25 protein-coding genes and 1 pseudogene are annotated in these 22700 nt (G+C 42.4%); 21 read left to right on the top strand and 5 right to left on the bottom strand.

The genetic code is table 11. The annotated features are described in order from the left end of the window. Window positions 1–34: 34 nt before the first annotated feature. Window positions 35–736, bottom strand: coding sequence for an RNA polymerase sporulation sigma factor SigK (gene sigK / locus R2B72_RS04580; protein WP_318615118.1), 702 nt, complete (start codon window positions 734–736; stop codon window positions 35–37). A gap of 209 nt (window positions 737–945) precedes the next feature. Here sigK and R2B72_RS04575 point away from each other — a divergent pair, with 209 nt between their 5' ends. The 11 genes from R2B72_RS04575 to R2B72_RS04525 all read left to right on the top strand — a co-directional run bounded on the left by R2B72_RS04575 (window position 946) and on the right by R2B72_RS04525 (window position 9582). Continuing rightward, window positions 946–1461, top strand: a complete 516-nt coding sequence (locus R2B72_RS04575; RefSeq protein WP_318615116.1) for a YqeG family HAD IIIA-type phosphatase — start codon at window positions 946–948, stop codon at window positions 1459–1461. A 2-nt stretch (window positions 1462–1463) separates the two neighbouring features. Next, a complete protein-coding gene (gene yqeH / locus R2B72_RS04570; protein ID WP_318615115.1) occupies window positions 1464–2564 on the top strand; it encodes a ribosome biogenesis GTPase YqeH in 1101 nt (366 codons plus the stop codon). Between the two features lie 13 nt (window positions 2565–2577). Continuing rightward, window positions 2578–3405, top strand: coding sequence for a shikimate dehydrogenase (gene aroE, locus R2B72_RS04565; RefSeq protein WP_318615113.1), 828 nt, complete (start codon window positions 2578–2580; stop codon window positions 3403–3405). Between the two features lie 3 nt (window positions 3406–3408). Then, window positions 3409–3705, top strand: a complete 297-nt coding sequence (gene yhbY / locus R2B72_RS04560) for a ribosome assembly RNA-binding protein YhbY (RefSeq protein ID WP_318615112.1) — start codon at window positions 3409–3411, stop codon at window positions 3703–3705. Between the two features lie 10 nt (window positions 3706–3715). Then, a complete protein-coding gene (locus R2B72_RS04555) occupies window positions 3716–4285 on the top strand; it encodes a nicotinate-nucleotide adenylyltransferase (RefSeq protein WP_318615111.1) in 570 nt (189 codons plus the stop codon). Further along, window positions 4275–4841, top strand: a complete 567-nt coding sequence (gene yqeK / locus R2B72_RS04550) for a bis(5'-nucleosyl)-tetraphosphatase (symmetrical) YqeK (protein WP_318615110.1) — start codon at window positions 4275–4277, stop codon at window positions 4839–4841. Before R2B72_RS04555 ends, yqeK begins: the two co-directional genes overlap by 11 nt. Window positions 4842–4845: 4 nt before the next feature. Next, window positions 4846–5193 carry a ribosome silencing factor gene (gene rsfS, locus R2B72_RS04545; protein WP_318615109.1) on the top strand — a complete coding sequence of 116 codons (348 nt, stop codon included), beginning with the start codon at window positions 4846–4848 and terminating at the stop codon, window positions 5191–5193. Next, window positions 5190–5930, top strand: coding sequence for a class I SAM-dependent methyltransferase (locus tag R2B72_RS04540; protein ID WP_318615108.1), 741 nt, complete (start codon window positions 5190–5192; stop codon window positions 5928–5930). Before rsfS ends, R2B72_RS04540 begins: the two co-directional genes overlap by 4 nt. Before the next feature lie 84 nt (window positions 5931–6014). Then, entirely contained in the window at window positions 6015–6686 is a 672-nt protein-coding gene (locus R2B72_RS04535) for a helix-hairpin-helix domain-containing protein (protein WP_318615106.1), read from the top strand. Window positions 6687–6730: 44 nt separating this feature from the next. Next, entirely contained in the window at window positions 6731–7294 is a 564-nt protein-coding gene (locus R2B72_RS04530; protein ID WP_318615105.1) for a ComE operon protein 2, read from the top strand. Next, the gene (locus R2B72_RS04525; RefSeq protein ID WP_318615104.1) at window positions 7291–9582 is read left to right on the top strand and encodes a DNA internalization-related competence protein ComEC/Rec2; all 2292 of its coding nucleotides are present in this window, start codon (window positions 7291–7293) and stop codon (window positions 9580–9582) included. Before R2B72_RS04530 ends, R2B72_RS04525 begins: the two co-directional genes overlap by 4 nt. Window positions 9583–9637: 55 nt before the next feature. Here R2B72_RS04525 and R2B72_RS04520 read toward each other — a convergent pair whose 3' ends face one another. Then, the gene (locus R2B72_RS04520; protein WP_318615103.1) at window positions 9638–9772 is read right to left on the bottom strand and encodes a YqzM family protein; all 135 of its coding nucleotides are present in this window, start codon (window positions 9770–9772) and stop codon (window positions 9638–9640) included. A gap of 346 nt (window positions 9773–10118) precedes the next feature. On the opposite strand from R2B72_RS04520, the gene holA reads away from it, so the two are divergent. Continuing rightward, a complete protein-coding gene (holA, locus tag R2B72_RS04515; RefSeq protein ID WP_318615102.1) occupies window positions 10119–11135 on the top strand; it encodes a DNA polymerase III subunit delta in 1017 nt (338 codons plus the stop codon). Between the two features lie 50 nt (window positions 11136–11185). On the opposite strand, the gene rpsT is transcribed toward holA, so the two are convergent. Then, window positions 11186–11437, bottom strand: a complete 252-nt coding sequence (gene rpsT, locus R2B72_RS04510) for a 30S ribosomal protein S20 (protein WP_318615101.1) — start codon at window positions 11435–11437, stop codon at window positions 11186–11188. Between the two features lie 234 nt (window positions 11438–11671). On the opposite strand from rpsT, the gene gpr reads away from it, so the two are divergent. From gpr to lepA, 3 genes are read left to right on the top strand one after another with little or no spacing between them, the layout of a single operon-like run. After that, on the top strand, window positions 11672–12709 hold the full coding sequence (gene gpr / locus R2B72_RS04505) for a GPR endopeptidase (protein WP_318615099.1): 1038 nt from the start codon (window positions 11672–11674) through the stop codon (window positions 12707–12709). Window positions 12710–12758: 49 nt separating this feature from the next. Then, complete coding sequence (gene spoIIP / locus R2B72_RS04500; protein ID WP_318615097.1) at window positions 12759–13568, top strand: stage II sporulation protein P; 810 nt, start codon at window positions 12759–12761, stop codon at window positions 13566–13568. A 56-nt stretch (window positions 13569–13624) separates the two neighbouring features. Then, a complete protein-coding gene (lepA, locus tag R2B72_RS04495) occupies window positions 13625–15448 on the top strand; it encodes a translation elongation factor 4 (RefSeq protein ID WP_318615096.1) in 1824 nt (607 codons plus the stop codon). Window positions 15449–15746: 298 nt separating this feature from the next. Here lepA and R2B72_RS04490 read toward each other — a convergent pair whose 3' ends face one another. Next, window positions 15747–15962: a YjcZ family sporulation protein gene (locus R2B72_RS04490; RefSeq protein WP_318615094.1), complete on the bottom strand. Its 216-nt coding sequence runs from the start codon at window positions 15960–15962 to the stop codon at window positions 15747–15749. Between the two features lie 432 nt (window positions 15963–16394). Beyond that, entirely contained in the window at window positions 16395–16616 is a 222-nt protein-coding gene (locus R2B72_RS04485; RefSeq protein WP_318615093.1) for a hypothetical protein, read from the bottom strand. A gap of 314 nt (window positions 16617–16930) precedes the next feature. On the opposite strand from R2B72_RS04485, the gene R2B72_RS04480 reads away from it, so the two are divergent. The 6 genes and pseudogenes from R2B72_RS04480 (at window position 16931) to dnaK (ending at window position 22646) form a co-directional block, all read left to right on the top strand. Next, the gene (locus tag R2B72_RS04480) at window positions 16931–17347 is read left to right on the top strand and encodes a VOC family protein (RefSeq protein WP_318615091.1); all 417 of its coding nucleotides are present in this window, start codon (window positions 16931–16933) and stop codon (window positions 17345–17347) included. A gap of 89 nt (window positions 17348–17436) precedes the next feature. Beyond that, window positions 17437–17786 (top strand): annotated as a pseudogene (locus tag R2B72_RS04475) (VOC family protein). A 146-nt stretch (window positions 17787–17932) separates the two neighbouring features. Next, window positions 17933–19069 carry a radical SAM family heme chaperone HemW gene (hemW, locus tag R2B72_RS04470; RefSeq protein ID WP_318615265.1) on the top strand — a complete coding sequence of 379 codons (1137 nt, stop codon included), beginning with the start codon at window positions 17933–17935 and terminating at the stop codon, window positions 19067–19069. A gap of 95 nt (window positions 19070–19164) precedes the next feature. Next, complete coding sequence (gene hrcA, locus R2B72_RS04465; protein WP_318615090.1) at window positions 19165–20220, top strand: heat-inducible transcriptional repressor HrcA; 1056 nt, start codon at window positions 19165–19167, stop codon at window positions 20218–20220. Continuing rightward, entirely contained in the window at window positions 20217–20777 is a 561-nt protein-coding gene (grpE, locus tag R2B72_RS04460) for a nucleotide exchange factor GrpE (protein ID WP_318615088.1), read from the top strand. The genes hrcA and grpE overlap by 4 nt, the downstream gene beginning before the upstream one ends. 39 nt (window positions 20778–20816) lie before the next feature. Then, entirely contained in the window at window positions 20817–22646 is a 1830-nt protein-coding gene (gene dnaK / locus R2B72_RS04455) for a molecular chaperone DnaK (RefSeq protein WP_318615087.1), read from the top strand. The last annotated feature ends 54 nt before the right edge of the window (window positions 22647–22700 follow it).

Here is a 22700-nt window from a genome sequence, read left to right as displayed (position 1 = left end):
TGTTTTTTTTTACGGCGACTACAAAATGCCTTCCTTATTCATTGTACTCATGCTTAAATAGCTGATACAATTTAACGATTGCGCGTTTTTCAATGCGGGAGACGTAGCTTCTCGATATATCGAGTTGTTCTGCGATCTCTTTTTGCGTCATGGGTTGATCGTCGAGCAAACCGTAGCGCCTTTGAATGATTTCGAGTTCCCGACCATCGAGTTTTCCAAGATGGCGATATAATCGTTCTTTGCGTTCTTTGTGTTCAACTGTTTCGACTGGGGTTTCATCATCCGTTTGAAGCAAATCGGCAATTTGCAGTGATTGACCGTCTTTATCCATACCGATTGGGTCGAAGAGGGAAACGTCTTTTTGAACTTTTTTCTGTGTGCGCAAATACATCAGTATTTCATTTTCAATACAGCGGGCCGCATAAGTAGCCAGTTTCGTTTTGCGGTCAGGTGTAAAACTGTTGACGGCTTTCATGAGTCCGATGGTTCCAATCGAGATATAATCATCAAGTAATTCATGTTTTGGATGGAATTTTTTTACGATGTGAGCAACGAGGCGCATATTACGTTCAATTAGTTCATCTCTAGCGTCTTCGTCGCCTTCTGCAAGGCGCTGTAAGCAAGCCGCTTCTTCTTCCTTCGAAAGGGGTCGCTGGAAAGCCTGCCCTCGAATATAGCCGATCACTGCAGGAACTTCGAGCCATAGCTGAACAATTGCCATGACAAACCCGCTCATCGGGCCACCTCCTGTGTCGTTGTATGACAGCATATGCGGTCGGGTCCTGCCATATCACCGATTTTTTAGTCGGACAGGCGATACAGGATGTCCGCATTTTCACGTCTAGACTTCATGCGGTTGCCTTACACTTTTGTTCAACAATACATGTAAAGCCCGCGATTATGTTATAATCATTTCAGAAACAGTACTATATCGGAGTGGATAACGTGTATAACTATTTTTTGCCAGATGAATACGTCAAAAATGTTTTTCATATTCAACCAGAAAAACTGATGGAAAGAGGAGTCAAGGGCATTATTACGGATCTAGACAATACACTTGTCGAATGGGACCGGCCAGATGCGACCGCTGAAATCATTGAATGGCTGAAATCGATGAAAGACGTTGGTATACAAGTGATGATTGTTTCGAACAACAATATAAATCGTGTGAAAGCATTTTGTGAACCGCACGGCATTCCATTCATCTGTGATGCTCGTAAGCCGTTACGTAAGTCTTTCAAGAAGGCGTTAATCACGATGGCTATTGAGAAAGAGCAAGCGGTTTTCATTGGGGATCAGATGATGACTGATATTCTTGGCGGTAACAGAGCAGGATTGCACACGATACTCGTCGTGCCGGTTGCTAGCTCGGACGGATTCTTCACGAAGTTTAACAGAATGATGGAAAGACGAATTATGGCTAATCTCAAACGTAAAGGCATGTTGAAGTGGGAGGAATAAATTTGGAAGAAATTAAATGTATTGGTTGTGGAATTACGATTCAAACCGACAATCCGAAAATCGAAGGGTATGCACCCCCTGCATCGTTGGAAAAAGAAGATGTGATTTGCAAACGCTGTTTCCGACTGCGTAATTATAATGAATTACAGCCTGTATCATTGTCGGGTGATGATTTTCTAAATATCTTAAATGGTATTGGTCAAAAAGATGGCTTGGTCGTCAAAGTTGTTGATATTTTTGACTTCAATGGTAGTTGGATTAATGGCCTACACCGTTTTGTTGGTCAAAAAGATATTTTATTGATTGGCAACAAGGCGGATATTTTACCAAAGTCATTGAATCCAAACCGCCTCATTAATTGGATGAAGACAGAGGCTGCCAAACTTGGCTTGAAGCCGATTGACGTCTTACTTGTTTCTGCCCATACAGGTAAAGGAATGCCAGAGGCCCTGACAGCTATTGATACACTTCGTCGTGGTAAAGATGTTTATGTGGTAGGTTGTACAAATGTCGGCAAATCGACGTTCATTAACCGCATCATCAAAAGTGCGACGGGTATTGGAGAAGTTATCACAACATCTCATTTCCCAGGTACAACGCTCGACCTTGTTGAGATTCCACTTGATGACGGCAAGGCTATTTATGATACACCTGGAATCATTAACGATCATCAGATTGCACATTATTTGGATGCGCAAGATTTGAAAACGATCACGCCTAAAAAAGAAATTAAGCCGAAAGTGTTCCAGTTGAATGCTGAACAAACGCTGTACATCGGGGGACTTGCACGCTTTGATTTCATTGCGGGAGATCGTTCTTCTTTCTCGATTCATGTATCCAATCTTTTACCGATTCATCGGACAAAGTTATCCAATGCAGATGCGTTGTATAAAGAGCATTTAGGTGAGCTACTAGCGCCGCCATCTGGTGAATCATTGGAGAAATTGCCGCCATTGGTGCGTCATGAGTTTTCCGTTAAAAAAGGGAAAACGGATTTGGTTATTTCAGGACTTGGTTGGGTGACAATCCAGCATCCAGGTGTTGTTGTTGCAATTCATGCGCCACGTGGCGTCGATGTTGTGCTTCGACCATCCTTAATTTAAGGAGGAATATCCTATGAAAAAATGGTATGCCGTTATCGGAGATCCTGTCGCACAGTCGATGTCCCCAGCCATGCATGATGCTTGGTTTGTTGACAATGCTATTGACGCTTCTTATATACCTGTTCATGTAAAGGCAGAAGAACTTCAGAAAGCAGTAGCAAGCTTGAAAAAACTTGGTTGCAGTGGCTGGAATGTGACCGTGCCGCATAAAAGCACGATTATCCCGTTTCTGGACCAGTTGGAGCCTTCTGCTAAACTGATGGATGCTGTCAATACAGTGCATGTTCTGCCAGACGGTACGCTTGTCGGTTCCAATACAGATGGGCTTGGTTTTGTCCGCTCGCTAGAGGAAATGTTTGGTGAACAGTGCAAGGGTAAGAAAGTGCTCATCATTGGTGCGGGTGGAGCGGCGCGTGGCATTGCCTACGCACTCCATAGCATGGGGTATGGACCGATTTCATTTACGAATCGAACAGTGGAAAAAGCCGAGCAATTGGCATCAGAATTATTGGATTCAACGCTATTGTCCATTACAGAAGCACAGTCAACGCTTGCTGAATTTGGACTCATTGTCCAGACAACTACAGTTGGTATGAATTTCGCCCAACTAGGTATGCCGTTAGATCCGAAAAATGTGGTGGAGGGGACAGTTGTTGCCGATATCATTTATAATCCACTTGAAACAGAATTCCTTGCGGAAGCCCGTAAAAAAGGCGCGCAAACGATGAATGGTGTCGGCATGTTTGTTCACCAGGGTGCGCTCGCATTTGAAACATGGACAGGCTTTCGGCCAAATACTGAAAAAATGATACAAAAAATAACAACAACTCTTGGAGGTTAACACATGTTAACAGGTAAACAAAAAAGATTTTTACGTAGCAATGCAAATTCATTACAACCGATCGTTCATATTGGTAAAAGCGGTTTGACACAGTCAATTATTGACCAAATTGAAGAGGCGCTAGAAGCAAAAGAATTGATCAAGGTAACGATTTTACAAAATTGCGAGCAAGACAAAAACGAAATTGCTGCGAAGCTTGACGAACAAGTAGGCATTGAAGTTGTTCAAGTGATTGGTAGTATTATTGTGTTATATAAAGAGTCAGTAGAGAAAAAACGCATCGAATTGCCATTGCCATAAGGAGGATCTTATGAAAAAAGTTGGGATACTGGGCGGCACGTTCAACCCACCTCATATGGGGCATCTGCTTGTTGCAAATGAAGTGAGACATGCGCTTGGTCTTGATGAAGTCCGATTGATGCCAACAGCGGTGCCTCCCCATAAGGCGGCGCCTGGTGATGCTACGGCTACGCAGCGCCTTCAAATGGCGGAGCTTGCTGCGGCAGATATTGATGGGTTGGTTGTCTCTTCGTTTGAGGTCGAACGGGGCGGTATTTCCTACACATATGATACGATAGAGCAGTTAAAGACTTTGGAGCCTGATAATGATTTTTACTTCATTATCGGTGGTGATATGATTGACTTATTGCCGGAATGGCATCGAATTGACGAGCTTGTGAAGCTGATTCATTTTGTGGGAGTTGGACGGCCAGGAACGATTGGTGTAACAGATTATCCGATCGTCCTTGTAAATATTCCGCAAATTGATTTGTCATCGACGTTAATACGGCAACGTTTTGCTTCTCAAGGGACAGTCCAATTGTTAATCCCGCCTGCAGTGGAGGCGTTTATCCGTGAGGAGGGTTTATATGGATGTTAATCAACTCAAGCAACAGCTGGCACTGCGATTGTCAAAAGAGCGATATGAACACGTTTTGCGCGTCGCAGAAACAGCAAAGTCACTTGCAAAAAAGCACCAAATTTCAATTGACCAAGCAGAGCAGGCAGCATTGTTTCACGACATTGCTAAATGTATGGACAAAGCTGATTTACAGCTTGCCCTTGAGCGAGGACATGAGAATACCCAACTTTTTTCATACCACCATGAATTATGGCATGCGCCAGTGGGTGCCATGATTGCACGTGATGAATTTGGCATGGAGGATGAGGATGTGTTGAATGCAATCCGTTATCACACGACGGGTCGTTCCAATATGTCCATGCTTGAAAAACTCATCTACGTCGCAGATATGATTGAACCAGGACGTAGTTTTCCCGGGGTTGAACGCTTGCGTCAACTTGCGGAAGAGAGTTTAGAAAACGCAATGGAAGCTTGCATCTATCAGTCAGTGCAGTTTCTAGTGAATAAAAGAGTACCGGTCTTTCCGGACTCGATTGACTGTTATAATGAGCACATGACAAGAAGGGAACAGTGACATAATGACAACTACATTACTAACAGCAGCATATCAAGCAGTGGATGATAAAAAAGGGGAAGACATCGTTGTCTTGAACATGGAAGGGGTATCGCTAATCGCGGACCAATTCATCATTTGCCACGCTAACTCAGAGCGTCAAGTACAAGCCATTGCAAGAGAAGTCGCAGATAAAGCTTCAGAAAACGGTTATATGGTGAAAAGAATTGAAGGAATGGATTTAGCAAGATGGGTACTCGTCGATCTAGGTGACGTCGTTGTCCATGTATTCCATCGCGACGAACGCGGTTACTACAACCTTGAAAAGCTTTGGGGAGATGCTCCGATGCTGAATATGGCTGAAGGAAAATGACTCAATCCTATACTGAATTTGCCGCTGTCTATGATGAGCTCATGACGGACATTCCTTACGATGCTTACGTTGAACTACTTGACGAAGCAGCGGGAGGGATTGCTGGTAAACGACTGTTGGATATTGGATGTGGAACAGGGTTGTTATCCGTGAAACTGGCCAAACAAGGTGCGCAAGTTACGGGGATTGACCTTTCCGCGGACATGCTTGCGATAGCAGAAAAACGGGCAAGAGCACTCTCTTTGCCCGTTCAATTTATCGAACAACCGATGCAACAATTGACCGGCTTTAGTGGCTATGATATCGCAGTGATTGCCATTGATTCACTGAATTATTTAGCAGATAAAGAAGATGTTCAGTCAACATTTCGGCATATTTACGCGTCGCTTGCAGTAGGTGGAGCACTCGTCTTTGATGTCCATTCAACGTATAAAACAGATGTCATTTTCATGGAAGGCCCTTTTACTTTTGACGACGGTCGAATTGCATACATATGGGAAACAGAAGAGGGCGAACAACCCCACTCTGTGGATTCGGAACTGGCCTTTTTTATTCAACAAGACAATGGATTGTATAGTCGTTTTGACGAAGTACATAGCCAACGGACGTTTGAGGTCCATGATTATGTAGAGATGCTGACGGAAGCAGGCTTTTCTATGGAGCGAATTTTTGCGGATTGGGAAGATGAGCCGCCGCATGAAGAAAGTGAACGAATATTTTTTCAAGTACGAAAATAAACCTAGTCTTTTTGGTACTTAAAAAAGACCTTGAGGCATTATTGATTTATGGAGTCTATTGCAATATAATGGAATAGACTCCATATGGATGCCGCCGAAGAAAGGGTGAACGTACTGTTTCTTTCGTTTGTATCTAGCAAATGGCGTAAAATCATAACCCCAATCGCAGCAATCGCTGTCATATCCGCTTTACTGTTCCTCCCCAAAGGACAGGCTGACAACAATATGATTGTCATGAGCGAACAAAACCCATTCCCTGCATTAATTGAAGAACAACATGATAAAGTAGTAGAAACGACTGAGCCTATTGCTGCTGTTGCTATTGTTGTGGACGTAAAAGGAGCTGTTTTGCATCCCGGCGTCTATTCGATGCAACCAGAAGATCGACTGATTGATGCCATTCAAGCAGCAGGCGGTTATTTGCCAACAGCTGATTCTCGCACGCTGAATCATGCGATGAAACTAGTGGATGAATTGGTCATTTATGTGCCAGTCGAAGGAGAAGTGCCTTTGGAATTGCCATCACTTGTAATAATGGGGGCAACTGTCCAACAAGATGACGGAAAAATCAATATTAACACTGCGGATGAACAGCAACTGATGACGATTCCTGGCATTGGACCGTCAAAAGCGGCGGCCATTATTCAATACCGGGAAGAGCACGGTTTATTCAAACTGCCCGAATCGTTGATGGATGTCTCCGGAATTGGTCAGAAAACATTTGATAAGCTGGCATCTCAAATTACCGTAAAGTGATGATGTAATAACCTACAATTACTAATACAGGTGGAGGCAATCATATGGAGCGAATAACGTGGGACCAGTTTTTTATGGCACAATGCCATTTATTAGCAGTGAGAAGTACATGTACGAGACTTGCAGTCGGTGCAACGATTGTTAGAGATAATCGCATTGTCGCGGGGGGCTATAACGGCTCCATTTCGGGCGGAGACCATTGTATCGATCATGGTTGTTATGTCGTCGACAATCATTGTATCCGTACGATTCACGCAGAGATGAACGCCTTGCTACAATGTTCGAAATATGGAATTCCTGTTGCGGGTTCGACGTTGTATGTTACGCATTTCCCGTGTCTACAATGCTCAAAAGCGATTATTCAGGCAGGGATAAAACAGGTCATTTACTCGGCAGACTATCGTAACAATGAGTATGCTATCCAGCTATTTGCCCAATCGGGAGTAACTGTGCAACATATTCCTTTTGATGAAAAAAATGTTGATTTTACGAGTGACAGCAAGTTGGAGCTGTTCAATGAACTGTTGCAAAAAATGCAAGCGCTCGGAGTCGAGTCTAGCGAACTAACCCCTTATCAGCAAAGGGTGGATGACCTATTTGGCAAATGATGTCGCGTGTACGATTTATTTATATCGCTATTCCGGTTGCCGTATCAGCATTTGCTGCATACGGTCCGGTTTATCTCTTATTTTGTAACCTGTTAGTACTCCCCATTTTCTTGCGTAGAAAACAAGATCTTCTCACACCTATCCTCGCAGTTACGGCTGCATTTCTTTGCTATTTTTATATGTCAATGACAATTCCTCAAGTAGTAGATGAAGGTCCAGCGACGCTTTCATTGACCTGGTCGGACGCCGTGAAAATTGACGGTGGAAAAATGAAAGGCTTTGCCAAGACGTCTTCTGGACAAACGGTGTACGCCATTTATTCATTTACGAGTGAACAAGAAAAAACGCGTTTTCTTGCTATAAATATCCCGTCCATGACATTTACGATGTCTGGTGCCTTTCGTGATCCCGATAAACCTTCTCATGACTACTCATTCAACATGACAAAGTATATGAGGATGTACGGGGCGTCAGGCATCTTTGAATCGGATTCGATTATCCAGGTTGAACGGAAATCAGGTATCCGAACCCGCCTTTCTGAACATAGGCGCAACGTAAAAAATCATATTGTAGCAACGTTTCCAGAAGCGCTCCAAGTAGAAGCAGAGGCTCTGCTGATCGGTGACCGCAGTGGGATGGATGACGAGCTGGCGGCAAATTATCGGACACTCGGCATTACTCATTTATTTGCTATTTCCGGGCTACATGTTGGACTGCTAACGTTTCTATTCCGAGGAATTCTACTCAGAATGTCCATGAGGAAAGAGACTGTAGATATACTGCTCGTCGTCTTGTTGCCATTGTATGCAATTATGGCGGGTGGAGCCCCGTCTGTTTGGCGAGCGGTGTCAGTGGTCATCATGGTCCTTCTGGCGACGTCTTGGCGCATAAGAGTAAGACTAGATGACGCGTTAGCGATAAGTGCCATTATTTTTATTGTCTATCAACCATTTGTGTTGTTTCAACCAGGCTTTCAATTGTCTTATTTAGCTGCTTGTTCCCTCATTTATTCATCAGCTCTGTTAGCAAAGGCTAAGACAGTACTTGCGACATCCTTTTATGTTACTTCAATTAGTCAGTTAGCGCTCTATCCTGTGTTATTGTTTCATTTTTTTGAGTTGTCTTTATCGTCATTTGTTGTGAACCTTGCTTATGTTCCTTTGTATTCAATAATTATTTTGCCCGCAAACATATTATTTTTATTGACGACGTTTTTGTTGCCAAGGCTTGCCGATATGTTGTTCCTGTTGTATGTCCCTGTGAGGGAGATGATTAGTGGCGCTACAAGTGGACTTGCTTCATTGCCATACCAATTATGGACACCTGGGAAACCGGATGCACTATGGGCAGCGTTAGCTGTTGCAGGCGTGTTGTATTTTTTTACTCACTGTGAACGAGGGGGAAGTGTTTTTCGAGCATTGCCATTTGTCATTGTACCGGCGGTCGCTATGCAAATCATTCCCTATACGGATGGTTCGTTGCGTGTGACTTACCTCGATGTAGGGCAAGGGGACAGTATTGTGATTGAACTGCCTTATCGCAGAGCGGTCTATGTCATTGATACAGGTGGAACAGTAACTTTTGGAGAAAAGAATTGGAAAACGCCGACGAAGCCGTTTGAAGTGGGCAGAAAAATTGTCGTGCCTTATTTGAAAGGGCAAGGGATTACGACTATTGATAAGCTGATACTGACACATGCAGATGCCGACCATATCGAAGGTGCGGATGAGGTGCTACAAGACCTGCGAGTGCGTGAAGTCCATATTGCCCCCCGCAGTGACCAAGAAACGATGATGAGAAGCATCATGCACCTTATAGAGGAACAACAAATCCCGCTTTTTCAAATGAAAAAAGGCGTTTCATGGCAGGAAGGTTCAGCGGCATTTCATTACGTGGGGCCGACTGATGGGTCATATAAGGGAAATGATAGTTCACTCATTTTATATATGACCACGACAGGTCCTTCGTTTTTATTTACGGGAGATATGGAAGCGGAAGGTGAACGGCAATTCCTTCGACAATATGGACAAGCAGATTTCCGTTCTTTTATATTAAAAGCGGGGCATCATGGTAGCCGAACCTCTAGTACAGAACCGTTCATTGACGCGATACGACCGGAAATGACCATTTTTTCAGCTGGTAAAAATAATCGCTATGGCCATCCGCATCCAGAAGTTGTGGAGACATTTCGTAAATTTGGTCTAGCAACGTTATCAACAGCTGAAGTAGGTTCAATAACGGTTACTGTGAAAAAAGAGCACTACGGTGTATCTGTTATGGCGCCATGAAAAAACGGTCTTGTTGTTCCGATAAGGGAACTCCAAGACCGTTTTTAGAAAAATATTAGCGTGCGACGAGATCGATAACTGTAGCAACCAAAAAGATTGCTGAGAAAGCTACAAAAGCTACTATAAAGCCGATACCTGAATCGATAGCATCATTACGTTTGGATTGTACGTCGTGTTCAAATTCGTTCATTGCTACACCTCCTAATTCCATTATAGTATAGATGATAGCGGGCAAAAAATCCAGAGCAATCAAACTTTTGTCCGAGTTCGTCGGTAAATGACACAATTTGTTCAATTTAATCAACAGGGAGTTCAAGCTCCCTGTAAATTAAATTGAGCCTCCGGCGGATGTCACAAATTTTGAAAGGAGTTAAGGAAGGCAGTCTAAATACGCGACGTCCTGTCGCAACGACTGCATACCCGCATCCTGCGGGCACAATTCAAAATTTGGACACAATTACGCCGAGGCGTAATTGATACAGTTGTTTTGCAATACTGTATAATTGAACGAGATCAACATAGAAGAGGTGAGTAATGTGGCGACTGCAATTTGGAAAAAAATAGCCGCAGGGGAAATCGATTCGGTCTACTTACTAACTGGGCTCGAACAACATATATTTGATACGACGATTACACGTCTAAAAAAGGCGTTGCCTGATTTGGACGATGCATCCGTTATTCGCTTTGATTTGGAAGAAACCCCAATTGATACGGTTATCGAAGAGGCAGATACATTGCCATTTCTGGAAGATCGTAAGTTGATCATAGCAGGAAATGCCTCTTTTTTAACTGCAAAAGATAAGGGCAAAGAAAAAGTGACGCACAATTTGGAGTTGCTGGAAGCGTGGTTAGCAAATCCGTCACCGACAGCCATTGTGGTATTTATAGCCCCATATGAAAAATTGGATGCCCGGAAACGGATTACGAAGAAAATGAAAGAGCGTGCGACGGTTATCGAAGCAAATCGACTCCAAGGCAAGGATTTGTTTACATGGGTTCAACAGGAGGCAGGTGCGCACGGTGCGCGTATAGCCCCACAAAATGCAGAAATGCTTGTGCAAATGGCGGGAGATAGTCTACTAGCACTGTCAGCTGAACTTGCTAAAATCGCGACCTATTTAAATGGGGAAGGAGATATTACTGCGGAGGTTATCCAATTGCTTGTCCCGAGAACACCTGAAATGGATGTTTTTCGATTGACGGATGCCTATGTCAATGGACGGGTGGCGGATACCGTCTCAATTTACCATGATCTATTGCGTAACGGGGAAGAACCCATCATGCTAACATCGCTTATTGCAAGCCACATTCGTTTGATGATTCATGTGGGATTATTGCGAAAAAAAGGTTATCAACAAAATCAAATTGCTCAAACGTTGAGTGTCCACCCCTACAGGGTGAAATTGATGATGGAAAATCGGAGTCTACCGAATGACGGACGACTGCTGTTGATTTTAGACAAGCTGGCTGTCATTGATTATAAATTGAAATCGACGAGTGGCAAAAGGGAAAGGATCTTGGAGTTGTTTTTTATGGAACCTTTACGGAAATAATAAATAATAAAAAAAAAGACCGTCCAGAATTCTGGGCGGTCTTGTCTTTATTAAAGTGCTTTTTTAGTAAGACGAGCTTTTTGACGTGATGCAGTGTTTTTATGGATAAGGCCTTTACGTGCAGCAGTGTCCATTTTTTTGATAGCATCTTTTAGAAGAACAGTAGCATCTTCAGTTTTAGCGTCAAGAGCAGCTTCAGCTTTGCGGACAGCAGAACGCATTGCGTGCTTTGTTTGTGAGTTCTGTTCGTGTGCAGTAGCGCTTTGTTTCACGCGTTTGATAGCAGATTTAATGTTTGGCATTTCATTCACCTCCAATTTCAGGTAAGGCAAGAGTGTTTCCACGTAGTTTAGGATATCACTTTCACAACAAGCATTATTCTAACAAACCACGAGCTAGATTGCAACTAGAAAAGCCGAAAAGACCGCAACGAAAGTTCACCGCGCGGGAAGGAAGACGGTTTAAAAAAGCCACTTTCTGTTGGTCTAAGAATATTTTCACGATACATCGCACAAACTGATGCGTGAGGTGATTGGATGACTAAGTATGATTTTTATAGGACGGATCTTCTGGATGAAAGTGAAGAAATGGTCCGCCATCGAACAGCGGCGGAAAAAAATAGGTTGAAAGAAGAGGACGGCGTCACGTTTGGTGAATCAAGACTGGGGCGCGTTGTCGTAACTTCTGTCACTGTTGATGCGGAAGGTGAAAAAAGGATTGGCAAGAAAAAAGGATCATACATTACGTTAACGGTACCCACGCTAACACCGGATGATCTTGAAGGCATGAATGATTTATCCCGCGTGTTAATCGACAAGTTGGGAGAGATGCTTGCGAACTTGCCGGCCATTAGAAAAGGTAAAATTCTTTTCATTGGCCTCGGCAATCGGGATATTACACCTGATGCGGTGGGTCCGATGACAATGGATCGACTGCGCAATATTGTGCCTGATTATTATTCGGAAGAAGGCAGTGAGGTATTTGTTTATGCGCCGGGTGTCACGATACAGACTGGTCTTGAAACTGCGGACTTTGTTAAGGCAATTGCAGCGGAAATAAAACCAGATGTCTTGATTGTCATCGATGCCCTGGCGGCTCGAAGTAGCTCAAGGCTTTGTCGTACGATTCAGTTGACGAACACGGGTATTCATCCCGGTTCGGGGGTTGGTAATAGTCGAAAAGAAGTGTCGGAAGATACACTTGGACTGCCTGTCATCGCAATTGGTATTCCAACCGTTGTCGATGGACCTGTTTTGATTGCGGATGCCATTGATACAATGTTCGGCTATATCGCTTCCAAAATAAATGAAAAGGATAGCCCATCATCACGCCTTTCTGTTACGCCGTGGTTGCATAATGAAAGTAAAGATGCTGACCGTTCTAATCTATTACCGATTTTCGGTGATTGGGCTTCGTGGCCGCATGAAGATCGTATTCAATTATTTGAAGAAGTATTGACGAACCATGAGCTCCGGACATTCATCTCACCAAAAGAGATTGATGCATGGGTGTCTATTTATGCAGATACACTTTCCGATTCATTGGCCACTTGGATGTCTGACTTAAAAAAATAGTCATGAAGCCGTTTTCCGACACATATAGTTGGAGACGGAGGGATGCCAATTGAAAAAGACACCGCTAATTTGGGGCACACTTATACTCGTTCTCTTCCTGTTTCCTGTTGCTATCAATTTGATTCCAAGTGGGCAAACGGCGAAAGCCCCCAAGCTCATGAAAGAGACATCGTATATGGTATATGCCGCAAATATTCTTGAAGAAGATATAAATATTCTTGAAGAAGACATAGTCGTAAAGAACCCGGGAACAGCGCTTCTTTATTTCACACATTCAACCGAAGCCTATAAACCGGTGACGCAAGAAAAAAATGGTGTCATTGCTGTTTCTCATCAAACCGAGAATATAACGAAATTTGGTGAGAAATTAAAAACGCAACTTATAGCTAATGGCATTGAAACTGATGCACTATTTATCAACGTGCCCCACACAGGAGCCTATAGAAGCATTCGACCGTATGTAAAAGAACAATTGAATAAAAAAAATTATGATCTCATCATTGATCTTCATAGGGATGATCCTAAGAAAGATCGAACGACTATTGTCCACAATGAAGAAAATTATGCGAAAATTGGTTTTGTCATCGGGATGGAGCATCCGAATTTTGAGAGTAATCGTGCCAAAGCGCTGTTGCTGAAAAAAGAGATGGAGCTACTGGTACCGGGCATTACGCGTGATCTCATCATGAAGCATGGACCGGGAGTTGACGGCAAGTACAATCAAGACCTTGACCCATCACTTCTTGTTATTGAACTTGGAGGCATTGAAAACACGGAAGACGAACTAAATCGAAGCGTTGCTGTCATCGCGAAGGCGGCAGCAACAGTTATAGAAAATTCTGCACGTGCTGAATATTGAAGTCTAGACCGTTCACTGCTATAATTCATATAGCTAAAATAGGAGTGAACTATACGATGAATCTTGAACAGAAATTAGCACGACAGAAAAACATACGAAACTTCTCCATTATTGCTCATATTGACCACGGTAAATCGACGTTGGCCGATCGCATTTTGGAAAAAACGCAAACATTAACAGCTCGGGAAATGAAAACCCAAACGTTGGACTCAATGGATTTAGAACGTGAACGCGGTATTACCATCAAATTGAATGCTGTGCAGTTGACGTATACGGCAAGAGACGGGGAGGACTACACATTCCACCTGATCGATACACCGGGACACGTCGACTTTACATATGAAGTGTCACGTAGTCTAGCAGCTTGTGAAGGCGCGATTCTTGTTGTCGATGCAGCACAAGGGATTGAAGCGCAAACACTGGCAAACGTCTATCTGGCACTTGATAACGATCTTGAAATTTTACCCGTTATCAATAAAATCGATTTACCTGCGGCTGATCCAGAACGTGTGAGGCAGGAAGTCGAAGATGTCATCGGACTGGACGCTTCAGAAGCAGTTCTAGCTTCAGCTAAGGCTGGTATCGGTATTGAAGATATTTTAGAACAAATTGTGGAAAAAGTTCCTGCTCCCCAGGGAGATCCGGATGCGCCACTGCAAGCATTAATTTTCGATTCGCATTATGACCCTTACAAAGGAGTTATTGTTAATATCCGTATTATGCAAGGCACGGTAAAACCAGGCGATATGATTCATATGATGGCGACGGGTAAAAATTTCGAAGTGCTCGAAACTGGTGTCTTTACGCCTAAAATTTCACCTCGCGAAGAACTGACTGTCGGAGATGTAGGCTATCTATCTGCTTCCATCAAGAATGTTGGCGATACACGCGTAGGGGATACGATTACTACCGTGAAAAATCCAGCAAGCGAACCATTAGCTGGTTACCGCCGCATGAATCCAATGGTATTCTGCGGATTGTATCCAATCGATACATCGAAATACAATGATCTGCGCGATGCGCTTGAAAAATTGGAATTGAATGACTCGGCACTTGAATATGAGGCAGAAACTTCGCAAGCGCTTGGTTTCGGTTATCGTTGTGGTTTCCTAGGCTTACTGCATATGGAAATTATTCAAGAACGAATCGAACGTGAATTCAAAATTGATCTGATAACAACTGCACCAAGTGTTATTTACAATGTTGTATTGACTGATGGCACTGAGCTGAAAGTCGATAACCCGGCGTTGATGCCAGACGCACAAAAAGTCGATTATGTAGAAGAACCATATGTGAAAGCATCTATTATGGTGCCAAATGATTATGTAGGTTCTGTTATGGAGCTGTGTCAGCAAAAACGCGGTAACTTCATCACAATGGACTATATCGATGCGACACGTGTTAATATCATTTACGAACTGCCACTGGCAGAAATCGTTTATGACTTCTTTGACCAATTGAAGTCAGGTACAAAAGGCTATGCATCATTGGATTATGAACTGATCGGCTACAAGCGATCGAAACTCGTCAAAATGGACATCCTGTTAAACGGCGAACAAGTCGATGCCTTTAGTTTCATCGTCCACAAAGACTTCTCGTATGAACGTGGAAAACTAATTGTTGAAAAGCTAAGAAAACTAATCCCTAGACAACAGTTCGAAGTGCCGGTTCAGGCTGCAATCGGACAAAAAATCGTTGCACGTTCAACGATCAAGTCAATGGGTAAAAACGTTCTTGCCAAATGTTACGGCGGAGATATTTCGCGTAAACGTAAACTTCTTGATAAGCAAAAAGAAGGTAAAAAACGGATGAAGCAAGTTGGATCTGTTGAAGTACCTCAAGAAGCGTTTATGGCTGTATTGCGGATGGATGAGGATTAATAGTTGTAGGTATGCATATGCCTAAGGGGATGGAAGTTGAAATTAATTTCAATATTTTTCCAATGTAATATTATCAATAACGGATGGCGTGATGATACTGTCGTTTACTTTCACGCTAACGTGAATTGATTCTGTATAATGTGCACCGTATTTCAGCTTATTTTACATAAGCCGAATGCGGTGTTTTTTAATATATAAATAATTAATCCGCCCAGAGTGTGGGAGTAAATAGAAAAAGACCACTGATTGCAATTAATCAGCAGTCTACATTGCAGTTGCCATAGGTATCTTGATAGTTTTAGCAACCGTCTTCATATCTATCAGTATTTAAGAAACTTGCGCCAAGAATAATTAATAGAATAAACAGAACGATAAGTAAAGCGAATCCCCATCCGAATCCTGACCCACATCTAGGTCCATACCCAGGTCCATACCCAGGTCCGTATCCAGGTCCGTATCCAGGTCCATACCAAGGTCCATATCCAGGTCCGCAACCAAAACCTGTATTACCCATAATGTCCACCTCCTAAAACGAATTAGTTCATTTTATGCCGAAAATTAATTTTTGTCTGATTCATTCGTTTGGTGATTAAAAATTATTTAACCAGCATAGGGGTGCTTGGGAGAGGATCTTATTCAATTGGATATCATTGGAGTTTGATCACAAGTTTTTATTTGATTCACTAAAAAGACTTGACCTTGGTAATGTCATGGACAATATAAAAGAAAAATATAAGTGGAACATACGATTTATACATAATTTCAAGCGGAGGCGCATACTAGGGTAGCCCAAATGATAAGCATGACAGTGGTTTTCTGTCATGCTTATCGCGGTAGGCATCCCCAAGCGTTATTAGTAGCGCTCTTTATTTCAACATATATACGTAAAAAACTAAAAAATTGGTCTGAAGCCGGGTCGCCTTTTGTTATTTTAGGAAAAAGATTATCATTGAATTAAATGGTTAGTCATCAAGTTATGAACATTAGATTCAACAAAGTTAATTTTTTCTGTTTCAATTTTATGATGAGGGTGTGGGTGAAACCATTGAACTTCATCATTATGGAAAATTCCTCGATAGTCGTTCCCTTCAATGTTTAGTTTGAATTGACAACGTTCGTGTGCTTGGCCTTCAAACAATGGTGTAATTACCTCGAAATTTTGTAGCATAATGAACATCTCCTTTCGTAGTTAGTCTTTAAAGTATTCCCGAAACTGTTTTGCTTATGTATTGATAATAACTATTAAAAATTAAAAAAATAGGTGAAGAAGATTAGAGTTTCGTGAGAATATAGCAACAAAGTGTATTCTTTAAGGGAATCGCCTATTATAATCCTTGGAAAAACGGCCCGGAACGCATCAGCAGAGCGTTATTACTTACATAACAGCAGTAAGTTGAATAAGTTTATTATTTTAACCATGCAGGAAAATCCTGACAACTGTTGAAGGAGTATAGCATCTTTAAAATAAGGAGGTTGTTAGATTTGGCGAGAGATTTATGGTTGAACCTGCCAGTTCGAGAACCGGAACGGTCGAAAGAATTTTATCTCCAGCTCGGTTTTCGATTGAATGAACAGTATGTCGGGCAAGATGGCTCATGCAGTTTTTTCGTCGGCGACAATCAGATCGTTTTGATGCTTTTTCCTGAATCCCGGTTCAGTAGTTTTACGAAAAATGCGATTGTGGATTCGCAACAGGGGACGGAAGTGTTGTTTTCTTTGGGAGCGAATTCTAGAGATGAAGTGGACGAAATTGTATTAAAAGTTGAAGGTAATGGCGGCACTGTATTAAGGAAGCCGGAGGAACAGGGTGGATGGATGTACGGTTGCCTTTTTGCTGACCCGGATGGACATCGTTGGAACGTGTTGTATATGGATACAAGTAAAATGCCGCAGGGCTGAATGCTGGACACTCGCGGTGTTGAAGCAAGAAGTGTTTAACATTAAATCGGAAATCTAAAAAATTTAAAGACATGCAGGAGGTAGGCACGATGATAAAAGGGTTCGGAGGAATATTTTGGAGAACAAAAAATATTGATGTTGTAAAAAAAAATGGTACAGCGAAGTGTTGAAGATTGAAATAGACAATTGGAATGGGACTATTATTAAATCCCAATTAGGAAATGAGACCATTTTTTCTTTCTTCGCCGAAAATGATAATTATTTTCCGACGGAACAACAAGTGATGTTAAATTTCCAAGTACATGATCTAAATGAGGTTATTATGCATCTTGAACATATTGGTGTACCTCTTATTAAGGAAAAAGAGATTAATGAATATGGAAAGTTTGTTTGGATTAAAGATCCTGAAGGTCGACTGGTTGAGCTTTGGGAGAAATAGCGTGTTTCAACATTTGTACGATACACCTTAATGCTGTATGATATTCTATATTACTTCTATTGGTTTTGAAAAAAGACATCAATACAAGATAAAACAAAAAGAGGGCATCCAAGCCCTCTTTTTGCCGTTAAGAGAAGGAGATAACAATAATGAGAGGTATGTATATTCACATCCCGTTTTGCCATCAGATTTGTCACTACTGTGATTTCAATAAAGTGTTTTTCAAAAATCAGCCTGTGGATGCGTATATTGAATCCATTGGGTCGGAGTTGTCGATTATGCGCCAACAAGGGATTTCATTTGAAAAACTGGAGACGGTCTTTTTAGGTGGGGGAACCCCGACATCGCTATCTGAGCAGCAATTGGATCGATTGCTGGCAATTATTCATGACTATGTCGATGTTAGTGCGTTAAAAGAGTTTTCTACGGAAGCGAATCCGGATGAGCTCACGTATGGCAAGTTAACTGTGCTGAAAAATGGCGGTGTAGACAGGCTAAGCATTGGTGTTCAATCTTTTGACGCAGATTTGTTAAAGCGAATTGGGAGAACGCACGGTTCAGACGATGCTACACGTGTTATTGGAGATGCGCGCAAGGTAGGCTTCGATAATATTAGTATTGACTTGATTTACGGCTTGCCGAATCAGACGATTAAGCAATGGCAAGATACGCTCAATCAGGCGGCTGCACTTGAGTTGCCTCATTACTCGGGGTACTCGCTCATTGTCGAACCCAAAACCGTCTTTTACAATTTAATGAATAAAGGAAAATTGCCGCTACCTGGTGAGGATATTGAAACGGAAATGTTTTCAATGCTCATGGAGCAAATGGAGAAGCAAGGTAGGATGCGTTATGAAATTAGCAATTTTGCGATTCCCGGTCATGAATCAATTCATAATCTTATCTACTGGGAAAATGACGGTTATGCAGGTGTTGGAGCTGGTGCGCACGGTTATATAGATGGCATTCGCTACTCAAACATTGGACCACTTACGAAATATATGGACAAGACGGCGGCGAGGGAAAGACCTGTACAGCAGACACATATTGTCACAGCGACGGAAGCGATGGAAGAGGAAATGTTCCTTGGACTCCGTAAATCTAATGGTGTATCCGTTTCTTTATTTCAACAAAAGTTTGGCAAATCACTTGAAGAGGTTTACGGCGAAACCTTGCAATCGCTTATGGCAGATGGACTTGTCGAGCAATTGGATGATGCGGTTAAGCTAACGCACCGTGGTGTTTATAGAGGAAATGACGTATTCCAGCAATTTCTTACGTGATAAAGAGTCAATTCATTGACACTTCGAGCTGGATTTGTTAAATTATCAGTAGTATTAGCACTCGAAGTTATAGAGTGCTAACAGGAGTGATGATGATGTTGACGAACAGACAATTGCTAATATTGCAACTGACGGTTGACGATTTCATCGAATCCGCACAACCTGTCGGATCGAGGCAGCTATCCAAAAAGCCGGAAGCTCCGTTTAGTCCTGCGACTATTCGCAATGAAATGGCTGATTTGGAAGAGATGGGCTATCTTGAAAAAACCCATACTTCATCCGGCAGAATACCATCCGAAAAAGGATACCGATTTTATGTCGACCACCTATTGACACCAGAAAAATTGAAAACTGAAGACAGCATTCAATTGCGCTCCATTTTTCGAGATAAAATTGTCGAGACGGAGGAGTTAATCCGCAAATCGGCAACAATTCTTTCCGATTTGACGAATTACACGTCGATTCTTCTCGGGCCTGATACATCGTTGCATACAGTAAAACGTTTTTCAATCGTTCCATTAGATGAAAAGACGGCTGTGGCCATCATTGTTATGGACAATGGACGTGTGGAAAACAGGCTGTTTACAGTACCGGAAGGCTTTACGGCATCTGATATTGAAAAAATGGTCAATATCCTGAATGAGCGACTTGTCGGTACGCCGCTCGCACATCTTCAAAGGATGCTAGTGCAGGAAACGAAAACGGTGTTGGAGCGCCATATTCATCATACGGGTGACTTGTATTCCTCGTTTCAACGGGCAATTTCTATTGAACCGGAAGAACGCCTGTATTTTGGTGGTAAAATGAATATGATGAAGCAACCTGAGTTTAATGACATCGAGAAGATGAAGACATTTTTCGAAATGATGGATAAAGGAGCCCCGGCCATGAAGTTCTTCCAAGAAGGCCTAGCAGGGATTCATGTGCGCATTGGTTCTGAAAATAATCATAATGCGATGGAAGATTACAGCGTGATTACAGCAACCTATTCGGCTGGGGACAATATGACGGGGTCAATTGCCATCATTGGACCTAAACGAATGGACTATGCGAGAGTCATCACATTGCTCGATCTCATGAGCAATGATTTGTCTAGGGAGCTAGCGAGGCTGACAATCGGTGGGGGAACAGCAGGAGGGAACGAACATTGACAGAAGTTAAAAATGAATTTGTAGAAGATGACTTAGCAGTAGAGGAAACAGAAGCTGTGGGCGAAGACAACATCGTTGAAGAAGTTAGCGAAGTTGAAAACAGCGTAGACAGTGTTATTGCAGAACTCACTGCACAGCTGCAAGAAGAAGAGAATAAGCGACTTCGGTTGCTTGCTGATTACGATAACTTTAAAAGACGGGCGTCACTTGACCAAGAAGCGTTGCAAAAATATCGTGCACAAAATGTCGTGACGAATCTACTTCCTGTGCTGGATAATTTTGCGCGCGCACTTTCTGTTGAGGCAAAGACTGAAGAAGTTCAGTCGATTATGACAGGCATGGATATGATTTATCGTACCCTTGTCACCGCACTTGAAACAGAAGGTCTTGTTGAAATTGAGGCGCTTGACCAGGAGTTCGATCCGAATTTCCATCAAGCCATTATGACAGGTGTAGATGATACAAAACCTTCAGGAATCATTCTTGAAGAAATGCAAAAAGGGTATTTGTTGAAAGATCGTGTCCTTCGACCTTCTATGGTTAAAGTGAACGAATAAATAAATAATAGTAGCAATATTTTTAGGAGGAATTTGATTATGAGCAAAATTATTGGTATTGACTTAGGAACAACAAACTCAGTAGTGTCAGTGTATGAAGGCGGAGAGCCAAAAGTTATTCCAAATCCAGAAGGTAACCGCACAACGCCATCTGTTGTCGCGTTCAAAAACGGTGAAAGACAAGTTGGGGAAGTAGCGAAGCGTCAATCGATTACAAACCCAAACACAATCATGTCTGTTAAACGTCATATGGGTTCAGACTATAAAGTAAAAGTGGACGATAAAGAATATACACCACAAGAAGTTTCTGCAATGATTCTTCAATACATGAAAGGCTACGCGGAAGAATATCTTGGCGAGCCTGTAACAAAAGCAGTTATTACAGTTCCAGCTTACTTCAGTGATGCACAGCGTCAAGCAACACAAGACGCAGGTAAAATCGCTGGTCTTGAAGTAGAACGTATCATTAACGAGCCAACTGCAGCAGCACTTGCTTATGGTCTTGATAAAACAGATGAAGACCAAACGATTCTTGTCTATGACCTTGGTGGTGGTACATTTGATGTATCTATCCTTGAGTTAGGTGACGGCGTATTCCAAGTTCTTTCAACTGCAGGAGACAACAAACTTGGTGGAGATGATTTCGATGACGTTATCATTGAATACCTTGTAGAGCAATTCCGTAAAGAAAACGGCATCGATTTATCTAAAGATAAAATGGCGATGCAACGTTTGAAAGATGGCGCTGAAAAAGCGAAAAAAGACTTGTCAGGTGTAACGTCTGCACAAATTTCACTACCATTCATCACGGCTGGAGAAGCTGGTCCACTTCACCTTGAAGTGACATTGTCTCGTGCGAAATTTGACGAATTGACTGCACATCTTGTAGAACGTTCAATGGTACCAACACGTCAAGCGATGAAAGATGCTGCTCTTTCTGCATCACAAATCGACCGCGTTATTCTTGTTGGTGGATCAACACGTATCCCTGCTGTTCAAGAAGCGATTCAAAAAGAAACGGGTAAAGAACCTTATAAAGGTGTAAACCCAGACGAAGTCGTTGCAATGGGCGCAGCTGTTCAAGGTTCAATCTTGAGTGGTGACGTTACAGACGTTGTTCTTCTTGACGTAACTCCATTGTCATTAGGTATTGAAACAATGGGTAACGTATTTACAAAATTGATCGAACGGAATACAACAATTCCAACAAGTAAATCGCAAGTATTCTCAACAGCGGCGGATAACCAGCCGGCAGTAGATATCCACGTACTACAAGGGGAACGCCCAATGTCAGCTGACAATAAAACACTTGGTCGCTTCCAATTGACGGACATTCCACCAGCACCACGTGGCGTTCCACAAATTGAAGTAACATTTGATATCGATAAAAACGGTATCGTAACAGTTAAAGCGAAAGATCTTGGTACGCAAAAAGAGCAAGACATTACAATCCAAGCGAGCTCAGGTCTATCTGACGATGAAATCGAACGCATGGTAAAAGACGCGGAAGCAAATGCTGAAGCGGACCAAAAGCGTAAAGAAGAAGCTGACTTGAAAAATGAAGCAGACCAACTAGTCTTCATGGCTGAAAAAACATTAAAAGACCTTGACGGTAAAGTTTCCGAAGAAGAAGTCAAAAATGTTGAAGAAGCGAAAGACGAATTGAAGGCGGCACTTGAAGCAGCTAACTTCGACGATATCCGTACGAAGAAAGAAAAATTAGAAGAAATCGTTCAACAAATGACGATGAAACTATATGAGCAAGCTGCAGCAGAAAATGCTGGAGAAGCTGAACAAGCTGGCGGGCCACAGGATGATGGCATAGTCGATGCTGATTTTGAAGAAATTATCGACGAAGATAAAAAATAAATCAGAGTTGTTGACGGAAAAGTCAAAGTCCGATATTCCGGCTTTGGCTTTTTC

The organism is Sporosarcina sp. YIM B06819, from assembly GCF_033485175.1.
Taxonomy (GTDB): domain Bacteria; phylum Bacillota; class Bacilli; order Bacillales_A; family Planococcaceae; genus Sporosarcina.
The sequence above is the reverse complement of the archived record's forward strand: the minus strand, read 5'-3'. Positions and strand labels throughout refer to the sequence as shown.